Annotated in this window: 11 protein-coding genes; 3 read left to right on the top strand and 8 right to left on the bottom strand. The window is 43.5% G+C overall.

Features of this window, described 5'->3' with window-relative positions; all coding sequences use genetic code 11:
- Window positions 1–122: 122 nt before the first annotated feature.
- Together ABDD94_RS01900 and pyk are read left to right on the top strand one after the other, a co-directional pair.
- The gene (locus ABDD94_RS01900; RefSeq protein WP_345949504.1) at window positions 123–545 is read left to right on the top strand and encodes an IPExxxVDY family protein; all 423 of its coding nucleotides are present in this window, start codon (window positions 123–125) and stop codon (window positions 543–545) included.
- 70 nt (window positions 546–615) lie between these two features.
- On the top strand, window positions 616–2052 hold the full coding sequence (gene pyk / locus ABDD94_RS01895) for a pyruvate kinase (protein ID WP_345954458.1): 1437 nt from the start codon (window positions 616–618) through the stop codon (window positions 2050–2052).
- A 686-nt stretch (window positions 2053–2738) separates the two neighbouring features.
- Here the strand turns inward: pyk and ABDD94_RS01890 are convergent.
- The 5 genes from ABDD94_RS01890 to ABDD94_RS01870 all read right to left on the bottom strand — a co-directional run bounded on the left by ABDD94_RS01890 (window position 2739) and on the right by ABDD94_RS01870 (window position 8071).
- Window positions 2739–4862 (bottom strand): LruC domain-containing protein, encoded by a 2124-nt coding sequence (locus ABDD94_RS01890; RefSeq protein ID WP_345954457.1) that lies wholly within the window; start codon window positions 4860–4862, stop codon window positions 2739–2741.
- Window positions 4863–4916: 54 nt separating this feature from the next.
- A complete protein-coding gene (locus ABDD94_RS01885) occupies window positions 4917–5057 on the bottom strand; it encodes a hypothetical protein (protein ID WP_345949507.1) in 141 nt (46 codons plus the stop codon).
- A 424-nt stretch (window positions 5058–5481) separates the two neighbouring features.
- The gene (locus ABDD94_RS01880) at window positions 5482–7194 is read right to left on the bottom strand and encodes a TonB family protein (RefSeq protein ID WP_345954456.1); all 1713 of its coding nucleotides are present in this window, start codon (window positions 7192–7194) and stop codon (window positions 5482–5484) included.
- 16 nt (window positions 7195–7210) lie between these two features.
- The gene (locus tag ABDD94_RS01875; RefSeq protein WP_345949509.1) at window positions 7211–7582 is read right to left on the bottom strand and encodes a BlaI/MecI/CopY family transcriptional regulator; all 372 of its coding nucleotides are present in this window, start codon (window positions 7580–7582) and stop codon (window positions 7211–7213) included.
- Between the two features lie 9 nt (window positions 7583–7591).
- On the bottom strand, window positions 7592–8071 hold the full coding sequence (locus ABDD94_RS01870) for a hypothetical protein (protein ID WP_345954455.1): 480 nt from the start codon (window positions 8069–8071) through the stop codon (window positions 7592–7594).
- Window positions 8072–8173: 102 nt separating this feature from the next.
- On the opposite strand from ABDD94_RS01870, the gene ABDD94_RS01865 reads away from it, so the two are divergent.
- Entirely contained in the window at window positions 8174–9577 is a 1404-nt protein-coding gene (locus ABDD94_RS01865) for an MBL fold metallo-hydrolase (RefSeq protein ID WP_345954454.1), read from the top strand.
- A 231-nt stretch (window positions 9578–9808) separates the two neighbouring features.
- Here ABDD94_RS01865 and ABDD94_RS01860 read toward each other — a convergent pair whose 3' ends face one another.
- The 3 genes from ABDD94_RS01860 to ABDD94_RS01850 all read right to left on the bottom strand — a co-directional run bounded on the left by ABDD94_RS01860 (window position 9809) and on the right by ABDD94_RS01850 (window position 13528).
- On the bottom strand, window positions 9809–10498 hold the full coding sequence (locus tag ABDD94_RS01860) for a Sir2 family NAD-dependent protein deacetylase (RefSeq protein WP_345954453.1): 690 nt from the start codon (window positions 10496–10498) through the stop codon (window positions 9809–9811).
- Window positions 10499–10620: 122 nt separating this feature from the next.
- Window positions 10621–11670: an endonuclease/exonuclease/phosphatase family protein gene (locus ABDD94_RS01855; RefSeq protein WP_345949513.1), complete on the bottom strand. Its 1050-nt coding sequence runs from the start codon at window positions 11668–11670 to the stop codon at window positions 10621–10623.
- Window positions 11671–11968: 298 nt separating this feature from the next.
- Window positions 11969–13528, bottom strand: a complete 1560-nt coding sequence (locus tag ABDD94_RS01850; RefSeq protein ID WP_345954452.1) for a M20/M25/M40 family metallo-hydrolase — start codon at window positions 13526–13528, stop codon at window positions 11969–11971.
- Between the last annotated feature and the right edge of the window lie 37 nt (window positions 13529–13565).

Below are 13565 nucleotides of genomic sequence, written 5' to 3'. Positions count from 1 at the left end.
TGTGCAAAGAAAAATAAATTTACTTAAATATCAAATCTAAAATCTTAGCATTGGTTACAACAAAATTTTATTGCAACGGTTTCAGTTCGTAGCTTTACAGCGCAAAAATATCTAATATAGTTTTGACAAAAAAGGTTTTAAAGTTTGAGATCGATCTTGACTTCGTCCTGATAGCGATCAATACCCCCTTAAAAGACTACCGGGTTTGTCACTTTATTAACAAGTATCTGAACTTTGATTTTAAAAAACAACCCGAATTAGCGGTTGACATTTACCAAAGCACCACCGAGCCAGCCTACTTTTCGATATACCATTACCAGTGGGAAACCACCGAAACCGATTTTTATTTTATCGCCAATAAGGGCTCTGAGGGCCTTTTAATACCCGAAATGCGCGAGGTTGATTATTTTTTTATGATCAAAAACTTTATTGATGAAACCGATTTAAATAACATTTTAAGCCTGTTAAATCGTATACCGGAAATAATGGCCGCCGTAAAGATTGAACCTAAAAAGATAAAATCACGTGAAAATCTATTATTTTAGCGCAAATTTTGAAAGTGTAATCTTTACACCATCACCGTACATTTTAACTACGACCAGATAAAACCAACATATGAAATTATCTTACAACAGAACTAAAATTGTGGCCACCATGGGCCCGGCCTCGTCTAAAAAGGATGTATTATTAGCGATGGTTAAAGCCGGGGTCAACGTTTGCCGCCTTAATTTTTCGCACGGCAGACCAGAAGATCACCAGAAAACGATTGATCTGATTCGCGAAATTAATGAGCAGCACAAAACCAATATCGCTATTCTGGCCGATTTACAAGGCCCGAAAATCCGTATTGGCCTGGTAAAAGATGGCGGTATCCACCTGGTAAACGGCAAGCACATTAATATTACTACCAAAGAAGCCATAGGCGATGAAAATAACATTTACATCACCTATGATACTTTTCCGCAGGATGTACAAGCTAACGAAATCATCTTATTGGATGATGGAAAGCTGCAACTTAAGGTAATTGAAACCAACCGTAAGGATAACGTGCTTTGCGAAATTATACATGGCGGCATTTTAACATCGCGCAAGGGTGTTAACCTGCCCAACACCAAGGTTTCTATCCCCAGCTTAACCGAAGAAGATTTAACCAACCTGGAATTTGCATTGCAAAATGATGTAGAGTGGATTGGTTTATCATTTGTACGCACAGGAGAGGATATTGTAGAATTAAAACGTATTATTAGCCGTAGTGGTAAGGCAGCCCGCGTAATTGCCAAGGTTGAAAAGCCTGAAGCGATTGACAACATTGACGATATTATTGCCGCAACCGACGGTGTAATGGTGGCCCGTGGTGACTTGGGTGTTGAAATGCCTTTGGAAGAAGTGCCTCTGTTACAAAAAATGATTGCCCGTAAATGCCGTGCGGCTTCAAAACCGGTAATTGTTGCTACCCAAATGTTAGAGAGCATGATTACTACCCCACGCCCAACACGTGCCGAGGTGAACGACGTAGCCAACTCCGTACTTGACGGTGCCGACGCAGTGATGTTGAGCGGCGAGACATCGGTAGGTGAGTTTCCGCTAATCGTTATCGAGACCATGGCTAAAATTGTACGTAATGTTGAGGAGCGCGGCTATCCGTTTAATGCACCCAAAGATGTGTATGAGGACAATAGCCATCCAAATTATTTAAGCAATGCCGTTTGCGAGTCTGCCGTTCACTTATCACAGCACACCAACGCAGTAGGCATCGTATCGATGACATTTTCAGGCTACACTGCCTTCGAAATTTCGAGCCACAGGCCAAAAGCTAATACCTACATCTTTACCTCGAATAAGCAATTACTGAACGCGCTTAGCCTGGTTTGGGGTGTTAAAGCTTTTTATTACGACAAGCTGGACAGCACCGACGAAACCATCAGCGACGTAAATAACATACTAAAAGGTGAAAATCTAGTTGAAGTAGGTGATGTGGTTATCAACACTGCAGCTGTGCCAATTTCAAACCAAGGCAAAACCAACATGCTGAAGGTAACTGTTATTGAATAAGTAACTCAATAAGTTTTAAAGCCGCTCCTTGAGCGGCTTTTTTGTTTTAGGCCAGCTCATAATGAGGTAGCAAGATATTCCTGCCTAATCAAAACCCATGCACGATGTTCACCTGAGCAATGCCTTATAGCGTTATGATGGCGCTGTTGCCTCTCAAAGCAAAGTCCTACCTGCCAAACGGCAACTACTCTTCTAAAGCGTTTAAACAGGCCTTAGCGGCCAGCTTTAACATGAGGACAAACCTTACATCAACTGATTGTAACTATGGCTTATCCATAAATTTAACAATATGGATGCAACAACCTCATGTTTGTTCTAATGACACTTCTTGTCAACAGGTTATGCGAGCGTAATTTGGTAATCTCAGCCCATGATATTTAAAAGCCTACTATTGTTATCGCAATGCGTAAGTTAATTGCTGTTACTCACTCGTTTGCTCCCGGCGCATAGGCCGAGCCAGTGCAACACCCGCCACCGCGCACCATCCCCTGCTGGGTGCAGTGGCATACCTGCGCTTATCTTCCTTACGGAATCTTACGTACCCATGTAAATCATAACAGACAACAAAAAATATCAACACCGTTATATTGAGCTGCAACGAGAACCTTTGCTGCAATTTATTTTCTATAACACAAAAAAGCCGCCCTTGTAAAGGGCGGCTTCGCTTAGTTAATCAGTTAAACCAATTACTTATTATAAATCTTGGCTGAATTACGATAACCGGTTGCGGTATTGCTATACCAATCGGTAAAGCTGGTACCGCCAGAAGTTGCCCATTCTGAGAAATGCAGGTAGGCTTCGTTAATTGGCTGCAGCTCAAACGGATGATTGAACGTACCGTTGTAGCCAATAGCCCATGGCCAGTTTTCTTTCGATATGTAGTATTTACCGCTGCCTGGTACAGATGCATCATCGTCGGTGCCAAACAAACTGTTAGTTGCTTTATCGGTAGGTGCAAAGCCCGGCAGGTGAATCTCATAACCACGACGCATATCGCTGATAAGGAACGGATTGAAAGACGACACTTGCAGGTTGGCAGCAGCAACCGGAGAAGTAAAGGTAATGTTTACGGTAGCAAGGCTGCTGGTTACTTTATCTTTGGTTGATAACACATTAATGAAGTAAGCACCGTCGGGGTTTCTGATCAAATTCTCATGATTGTCAAACGGAACAATTACCGCTTTACTTTGACCGCTTTCTACACCGCTGCTGGCTTTATTAATACTAGGAGCCTGTTGCCCGGTAACTGCGCTTACTGCAGCTGCTGCAACCGGTAACTGCACACCAAAACCATTGTGGAATGAGGCACCTGATGCGGCTACGCTGTACTCACCTTTTAAGTTAACAACTTGGTTGCTGGCATTATTAATAAAAGTGTAGCGGTAGCTCACTACCAAATCGTTCAGGTCATAATCACCCTTTTTAGGCCAGTTATCTTCAAAAGCAATGTTAGCATAAGTACTGGCTGACGGGTAGTAGCTCACATAAGCTCTAGTAGGATCAGTAGGGAAAGCATCTTGCTCATCCTGCACACCATCACCATCGGTGTCGCCACCCTTATCAATTACAGTAACACCTGAGTTAGATATAGCGTTGGTTACTGTTGAAGTGGTATAAAATATCAGGTCATTAAAGTCCTCGTCTGATGTATAACCATTAACATTAGCGCTTGCTGATTGACGGTTACAATCTTCAAAGCCAGTTAAATACAGGTTATGAACATCATCGTACAAAATTACGGAGTGCTTACGCAAAGTACTGTTGCTCTCAGGGTTAAATCCATTATCGCTAAAGAACTTTTGCGCACTGGTACTTACACCGCTACCAGTCCAAGCATCTTGTAATAATACAAAGGCAATAGACGTGCCTGCATCAAAGTTGCCCAGTTTCACCTTATCGCCGGCTTTTAAGCCACCGCCCGAACCATAGGCCGATGCATTAGGAAATACGTAAGTAATCTTATCGATACCATCAACAATAGTTCCGCCACTGCTTCTCGAAGGCGGGTTACCCGTTCTATAAGTATAGTAGGCTAAAGCGCTTTGATAGCCAGCGCCTTCAGCCACAAAAGTAATGTACACGTCAGATGTTTTAACCACGTTGATGGTTGAAACAGCATTTGATGAAAGGTATTCTGGGTGCTTATCATTCACTTTGCTTCCCTCAGGCAATGAGGCATTGATGTAAGACAGCAATGATGCATCAACTACATCAGGTGTAGTTTCCAGATACACCGGCCGGCCTAAGCTTCTTGGGAAAGTTGATGTATTAGTAAAAGCAGTAGAGGCACTGTATGAACCGGGGTAGCTGTATTCAGTAGCTAAAAAACCGGCAACTTTTTGGCTCAAGCCTGTTGCAGAAGCAGAACTGTTAACAGCATCGGCAATCACATCGCCAGTGTAGCCGTCTTTACCGCCTAATGTAACGGTGATGGTATTACCGGCCGAGATAGCTGCCTGTGCGTTACGCATTACACCCAGATAAGCCGGGTCAATAATCAATTTGGTAACTGATGTTGGCACCGTAACTACACCTTGCAGCACACCGCTGCTATTAGTTACACCTTTAAAAATCGGATCGCCGGTATTGGTAGGCAAATAAACGCTTACAACTACGCCGCCCAGTGCCTCGTCGTTATTAGCTTTAAGGGCTAGGTTCAACGTAACGTTTTTGGTTGTGTTGAAGTTAAACCCGTCTGGCGCAATTTTCGCGAGCGTTGTTGTCTCCTCTTCAGGTTGGTTGCGATCCTTTTTACAGGATGACATCGCTACCACACCTGCTAAAAGGGCATAAGTAAAAATGGATTTCATATAAAAAATTGAGTTGTTTAAAAGTGATATAGCGTTTTCAGATAAATGCTTTAGCTAATAGGATGTAAGCGCTAAGAGGACGATGAAATACCTTGTTGCAATAGGCCCTGATGAGAGATTGGCCTGCACAAATTTGTACAGGCAACGCAGTAAGGGCTTTAAAGCCGGCGTAGTATAAGTAAAGGTTCTATTCATCTATTAATAGTCATATTAAACTTACTTACACTGTTTAAGCGGGGGAATAAGTATTCCATTGGCGTCCTGGAGTAGACACATTAAGGAAATCACCAGAAATTCTGGATTTTGCAACACCCTGCTGAAACAGCGGGTTGATTAATTGCCGGCGTTGATAATCAACCTATATATACGACTTATACGGTTTAATATACAGATGGGTTACGCCCATTTAAAAAAATATTAAATGGAAGTATAAAATATTACCAATAACTAAATAGAAATTAATATTTAATTACGATTTAAATAAGGTGTTCAACGGAGGATTATTTCTGTTACGGATGTAAATGCGCCTTTCGTTATAGAAGGATTCAACTTTGGCGACCACTTGTTCTTTATAGGGGCGTATGTCAAAAAAAAAGCCGGTTTTGCACCGGCTTTCTGTTTATTGCTTTTTAGTGGTGATAACTACCACACCGTCTTTCGACTTCTCGCCATAGAGGCGGGTAGCAGCTTCATCTTTCAGTACGTTTATGCTTTCAATATTTTTGGTATCCAACTTTGTAAGCAACGTTCCGGGTGGCATTTCTTTGCCATCAATATAAATCAACGGTTTTTCGCCAGCTGCTGTGCGCTCATTATACCTGAATGTTACCAACATCTTTTTTGTGGCCTTGCTGGTATCATTTTCACCTGTAGGTTTAAAACGCACATTTCTAATCATATTAAAAGTGGTTCGGCTTGCTTTTTCTGTATCAATGGCTTCATTAATCCCTTCATCTGTAGTAAATACAACAGGTACGGTATATTGCACGCGTACCTTCCGGCCGTTCTGCTCACCTGCTACCCACTTGGGCGATGCCGATATAGCCCTGACAGCTTCTTCAGCCAGCCCATTACCCGGATTATTAATAGCTTTTACATCTGATAACGATCCATCCTGCTCCACTACAAAAGTGACTATTACCCTGCCTTTTTGGTTATGCTCACGGGCACCAGCCGGATAACGGATCATTTTTCCTAAAAACTCATGAAAACCGGCCATACCACCTGCGAATGACGGTAACTTTTCCACCGAGGTAAAGACTTCGTTATGGGCTACTTCTGCACTACTGTCGGCGTTAACCGGAATACTACCGGCTGATAAACTTACTGGTGTTGTACTTTGTGTTGGAATACCGGCCTGGCTTAGCTGCAGCTCTTCTGCCCGCACTTTCTTCTTTTCTTTATCAGTTATGGGGTTTGTAACCAGCTTCTCCACAGCCTGAGGCGTGAGGGGGGCTTCGATAGCAAAAACCTTTTCGGCCTGTTTTTGAATGCTGGTAACAACAACGCTATTGTTTAAGGTAGCCGACGACAAGGCCAGCATCAGCGCAAATAACGGCGCCGAAAAACCATACTTAAGCAGTGCACTATAATGCGATTTGTTTTTTTGCAGCATTAGAATACGCTGCTTAAGCACGCTGTTATTGAAAAAAGGATTAAGCAGATGATGTACCGGGGCATTAAAGGTTTGACTTAACAGCAGCATGGCATACTCCGCCCTGCTAGCGCCGGCTTTGAGCGCATCGCGGTCAGCAATAAACTCATGAATGTGTTTTATACTACTACGGTACAAGTAGGCCACCGGGTTAAACCAGTTGAGTATCATGATCAGCTCAATCAACAAAACATCAGCCGAATGCCACTGACGGGCGTGCACTTCCTCATGCGCTAATATAACCCGATGGTTATGTAACTGCTCATCTACCTTTATTTTTTTAAAGAATGACCATGCCGCAGCCACCTGCCCGTTGCGCATAATGCGGCTAAGCAACATTAACTGCCATACCAATTTTAAAGAGAGTACAACAATACCGGCTATATAAACCCCGCCAATTACCTCGCCCAGCGTAACCGGATCTGGCTGTACGGCTTTAATGCGGAATATCACAGCCGGACCGGCACTATAAATAGTTTGCTGTACTTTTTGAGTAATAAACCATTGTTTAACTACATCGAGCTGAATAATGGGTATAAGAAATGACATAACCGCAGAACCTATCAGGTAAATGCGATTGAGCTGAAAAAACGTCTCGCGCCGTAGCAACAAAGCATAAAATCCATAAAACATGATCAGGTACAGGTTGCTAAGCAATAGATAATGCCACCAGGTCATAACTTAATGCATTAAATTATTTGTCCTTAAATTTTTCAATCAGTTTCATAATCTCGTCAGCCTCTTTCACGTTAATCTTTTCTTTCTGCACAAAAAACGAGAACATGCGTTTTACAGAATTATCAAAATAGCCGGTCAGCAATTTATCTGAGGCAAAGTTTTGGTACTCATCCTTGCTGATGATGGGATGATACTCATGACTTTTACCATAAGCGGTATGCCCTACAAAACCCTTAGTTTCTAATATACGAATGATGGTTGACACCGTGTTATAAGCCGGCTTGGGCTCGGGCAGCTGGTCAATCACATCTTTTACATATCCTTTTTTGATTTGCCAAAGCACATGCATCAGTTGCTCTTCTGCACGGGTTAGCTCTTTAATTTCCATGGTGCGCTATTATTTACTATTTTGGTACAGTACCGGACTGCATTGTGCAAAACGGGTGTTACCAGTAATATTAATTTTGTAATTCTGTATAAAATCTTTCAGCAAAGCTACAAACTGCTTTTGCTTTTCTTCGTTAAGGCTGGTAGTTTTTAGGTTTACAAGGTAATAACTAATGCTGCCGTCCGGTTCAAAATAAATCCGGTTAAATATACGTGTGGGCTTATCCCATATAAATCCATGTTGGTTTAAGTACACCTGCAGATTATTAAGCATCTGTGTATAGGCCTTTATAAACTCACCTGTCTTTTGCCCTTTAAAAACCGCCTTTGTGCTGTCGGCATCTAAAGCACTGCCATAAGCTTTGTCTAACTTCATCATTGAATAGCCTTGCTGTTCGGCATTCTGAAAGGTATCGGCCACATGCTGCGCGTGGCAGCCTAATGATAGCAGAAGCAATACAGGCAATGCAATGATCTTAACGGTGTTCATTTTAATAAAGCTACAACTAATTCTTTAGTCGTCAAACTTTTTTTTGCCTCGCCTGAACATTTGCCATTTAAAATAGTTGTTTTGCTTATTAAATAAACCTACATGCATATTACTTTTCATGGTGCCGCACGCAATGTAACCGGCAGTAAACATATTGTTCAGTTAAATGGCGGCACTACTATACTTTTAGATTGCGGCATGTTCCAGGGCCTGGGTGAAAAAACCGAGGACATGAATGAACACTTTGGCTTTAATCCGCAAAAGGTAGATTACATGATCCTTTCACATGCCCATATCGATCATTGCGGCCTCATACCTAAACTGGTGGCCGAAGGATTTGATGGCACTATTTTCTGTACCGCCCCTACCATGGAGCTGGCTCGCATACTGTTGATGGATTCGGCCAAAATACAGCAGCAGGATACCGATTACATCAATACTAAACGTAAAAAAAGGAATCAGGAACTGTTAACGGCACTTTATACTGAAGAACAGGCCATAGATGCGCTGCGCCTGTTTAAAATAGTGGCTTATAACGAAGAGGTGGAAGTAACACCGCGCATTAAGTTTATACTGACCGATGCCGGGCACGTGATAGGCAGCGCAGCGGTACACTTGTCCATCTTGGAAGAGGGTAAGCAAACCCAAATAACCTTTAGCGGTGATGTAGGCCGTTACAGTGATTTACTGCTGCGCTCCCCGCAAAAGTTTCCGCAGGCCGATTATATTTTACTGGAGTCGACCTACGGCGATTCGCTGCATAAAGACCTTGGGCCAATTGAGGATGCTTTGCATGAAATTATCCACCAAACCTGTGTAGTTAAGCGCGGCAAGGTTATTATACCGGCTTTCAGTGTGGGGCGTACGCAAGAACTGCTTTACGCATTGAACGCGCTCGAATTGCGTGGCATACTACCCGATGTAAATTACTATGTGGACAGCCCGCTATCAGACAAAGCCACGCAGGTAATTAAAGACCACCCTGAGGTATACAATCAGGAGGTGAAAGAAGTGATGAAGATTGATGACGATCCGTTTGCATTCAAAAATCTACGCTTTATACAATCTACCGAAGAATCGATAGCCCTGAATGAGGATACACGGCCCAGTGTTATCATATCCTCATCGGGCATGGCTGAGGCTGGCCGGGTAAGGCACCATATCCGTAATAATATTAATAACGATAAAAATACCATATTAATAGTGGGCTATTGCGAACCTAACTCGCTTGGTGGTCATTTAATGCGTGGCGACAAGGTTGTTTATATTTTTGGTGACGAATATGAGGTAAAGGCCGAGGTATGCAGCATTAAAAGCATGAGTGCCCATGGCGATTATGAAGACCTGCTACACTTTTTGAACTGCCAGAACCCTAACGAAGTGAAAAAGATTTTCCTGGTACATGGCGAGTACGAAACCCAGCAAAAGTTTGCCGATACGCTAAAGGAAAACGGATTTAACGAAATTGCAATACCTTACCAGCACGAGCGTGTAGATTTGATGTGAAATGGTTATTAGCGGCTTAAGCAATAAATTATTATTGGGCAGCCCAACCATACAACATACTGATTAATCACTGTATTATTTGATTACTTAATATATGAAATAATATAGTTCAGGGGAGTTTATTATCCTGAACACGGTAGAAGCTCACCGCAAAAAATATCTGCAGAAAGCTGGGGCGCCAGTTCCTTTACCATTTGGCCACGATGCGGGGCTTTCGATTTGATATAATTGCTATAGCATGTTCATTAATGCCTCAATCACCTGGGGTACACCTATTGTAGCTTTAGCTTCTATTTTATGCACTTCGCCACCGCTGCGTACATAAGGTATGTGTGGGTCTATAATATATTTTGGAACATCAGCAGGTACGTAATCAATTAAGCCAGCAGCCGGGTAAACGGCTAGTGACGTACCTACAAGCATGAAAATATTGGCAGTGGTACATAGTTGTGCAGCCTTACTAATCATAGGCACATCCTCGCCAAACCACACCACATGCGGGCGCAGAGGCGATCCCAGTTCACAAACCTCGTCCATGTTTATCTTCCAACCCTCAATTGGGTAAGTAAGCTTTGGGTTAATGCTCGATTGCGACCGTGTGATGATACCATGCAAATGCACCACCTGTTTTGAGCCGGCCCGCTCATGCAAATCATCAATATTCTGCGTAACAATGGTTACATCATACTTATCCTGCAAACGAGCCAGCGCGTAATGAGCCGCGTTGGGTTGCGCTTCCAGTACCGATTTTCGGCGCATGTTATAAAACTCCTGCACTAGCGCCGGGTTACGCTGCCAGCCGTGGGGCGTGGCTACTTCCTCAATATCATACCCTTCCCAAAGCCCATCGCTGTCTCTAAAGGTTTTTAAGCCACTCTCTGCACTAATGCCTGCTCCTGTTAATACAATAACTTTTTGCATATTATAAAACTTATCTGCCAATAAGCACCGTTCAATCAACAAGCATACTTCAAAGCTGTTTACCCCGCTCCTGCTAATTAAATTTCGGCTTTAAGTTACCTCCGACAACCTGCTTAGTTTCGCTATACTTCTTTTGCCTTTTTCTCTTCCGCTTCCTCAATTTCATCGGCATCTGGTTGCATAGGTTTCTGTTCAACAGCGGCCAGCTGCTCGTACTGCAGGTTAAGGAAAATCGGAAAATGATCTGATCCAAAATTATGCAGGCGTTTTATTTGCCGCAGCTTAAAATGCGTTGAAGAGAAAGCATGATCGAGCGGAAAGCGCAGAAACGGATAATGCGCATTAAACGAATTAAAAAAACCGCGGCCCCGACGCGGGTCAAGCAAGCCGCTCATTTTCAAAAAAAGCTCAGTAGTATGACTCCAGGCCACATCATTTAAATCGCCGGCTACAATAACGGGTAAATTGCTGGCCTTAGCTAAATCGGCTATTATTAAAAGTTCCTTATCGCGCTCGGTCGACCGTACGTTCTCATTGGGTACGGGCGGTGTAGGGTGCACCGCATAAAACTGTATTTGTTGGCCATTAGGTAAGCGTATTTTAGTATGTATAGAAGGAATGCCTTCCTCCACCAGGTATTTAACCTCCGTATCGCTTAACTCCAGTTTAGCGTACAAGATAAGCCCGTAGGTATTATTTAATGGCACTTTTACATGGTAAGCATAATCGTTCTCCAATACCCGTGTGTGCTGCTCCCAAACCTCATTGGCTTCCAATAAGATCACCACATCAGGGTCGGCTTTTCGTACCTCCGCAACACAGCCTTCCTTGTTCGGATTAAACTCGTAAACGTTGGCAATCATCAGGCTTATGCTTTGTTCGGGGATGGGTGCACCGGCAGCCAATACCTGCTTTTTGCCTAAGGCAGTAAACGGTAAAATAAGGCTTAACAAGTATGCAGCATTAAGTAAAAGAGCCAGGCCAATGCCCCAGTAAACTAAAACGAGGCCATGGTAAAATACCGCCCATAAAACAAGGCAAAGGAGTACCAGTGCCAGCTTTTGCAGCCTGGGGTAATCAAACACCCTAAAAATCCAATAATCGTTACGTACCAGGGGCAGCAGCGTACAACAGAACAGAAAGCAGGCGTATATTGTGAGAAATAGATTCAATGGTTATCAGCAAATTTTAAAGCGCTAAAAGTATGCTTAAAAGATTTTTAATACCAATAAAGTTTTTGTTTAATGTGATTAAGGAGGGCGCGTGGCCTCTAGTTGGAAACAAATGCAGGATTTTAAAGGTGGGGCAACTGTTGTCTTTTGTTGAAAAAAGACGTTTTGCACGAGGCTTGCCAGGTGGAACGCTTTATTACACCGCTATTAAGCTACAACCTTAATTAATACCTATCCAAAACAAAAACAGCCTCCCTATAAGGCAGGCCGTTTTTGTTATGAATAAGTTCAAACTGTATTAGTTGGTGCCGGTTGCTTTAACTGCTTCTTTACGTGGCAGCATCTCAGCACGTTGAGCTGTATTATACACAAATGAGGCAACAATGGTAGCGGCCTGTTTAAGGTCGTCTTCCACTAAACGGTCATAAGTGTCCTGGTTGCTATGGTGAGTGCGGGTGTTATAATCCATACCATCCTGAATGAACTGGAAGCCGGGTATGTTCACGGCATCAAATGACTGATGATCGGTACCACCCGTATTACTGATGGTAACCGTAGTGGCGCCCAAATCGTTAAACGGCGCTAACCAGCTCTGGAAAATTGGGCCAACAGCTGCATTACCTTGCAGGTATACGCCACGGATTTTACCGGTACCGTTATCCAGGTTATAGTAAGCCGATACCTTGGCCTGCTCAGCCTTTAAAGTATCGCGTTTACCAAAGTGCTGGGCCACATAACCCCTCGAGCCAAACAAACCTTGCTCTTCTGAACTCCAAAGCGCAATACGGATAGTACGTTTAGGTTTAAAGCCAATAGTTTTCAGGATACGCATGGCCTCCATCATTACCGCACTGCCTGCAGCATTATCGGTAGCCCCCGTACCGGCGTGCCATGAATCAAAGTGGCCGCCTAACATAACCACCTGCTCTTTCAGCTTTTTATCGGTGCCCGGTATTTCAGCAATTACGTTATATCCTTGCATATCGTCGGTGTAAAATTGCGTTTGCACATCGGCTTCCATTTGCACCTTTTGGCCGGCACGTAGCAGGCGTACTATGCGCAGGTAATCTTCGCCGCTGGTTTCCAGCTCCGGCAAAGCCGCTTTTGCTGTATCGGCATATGATGCGCCGTTAGTGGTGAACACCGTACCATCGGTACCACGGCCCTGGCTTAATATTAAAGCGGCGTTCTCCTGCTGTAAAAAGCTGCTGATAGCGCCACGCATAGCGGCGGCCTTACGGCGCGCGGCCATAAATGCCTCCATTTGCGGGTTGCCCGCCCTTTGGCCCCTACCACCAGCTTGTGGTGTTACAGCAGCCATTTTGGCTAACTCCTCATCGGTATAGCGTGAGGCATCTGGGTTCTTGCTACGCACCAAAGCATTAGCCTGGTCGAATACGATGATTTTGCCGCCTAATTGCCCTTTGTATTTAGCCAGATCGGTTAGGGTATCTACTTTTACCAGTACCACATCGCCTTTGATTAGGCCCTTAGTGCTGCTGGTCCAGGCTTTAGGGATGGCAATAATAGCATGGTAGTAGGGCACTGTAATAGCTGCATAGTTTTTGTTCACCTGCCAGCCTTTACCAAATTTGCCCCAAGGTTCCAGTTTAGCGTTAACCAGGCCGTAGCTCTGCAATTCTTTTACTGCCCAGTTTTGTGCATTTTTTAAGCCTGGCGAACCAGATAAACGCGGACCGGCTACATCCGTTAAGTAGAACGCAGTTTTCATAACCTGTGAGTTTTTTAAACCCTCATTACGTATTTTTTGTACGATTGCCTGATCAACCGCCTCTTGTGCTGCTGCAGAAAGGCTAATACCTGCCGTTAGCAACGAAAAAAGTAAAGATTTTTTCATATTTTGAATAAGTTTGTTATCGATTTAACAAACTTAT

This window comes from Mucilaginibacter sp. PAMB04168 (assembly GCF_039634365.2).
In the GTDB taxonomy this organism is placed as follows: domain Bacteria; phylum Bacteroidota; class Bacteroidia; order Sphingobacteriales; family Sphingobacteriaceae; genus Mucilaginibacter.
The sequence above is the reverse complement of the archived record's forward strand: the minus strand, read 5'-3'. Positions and strand labels throughout refer to the sequence as shown.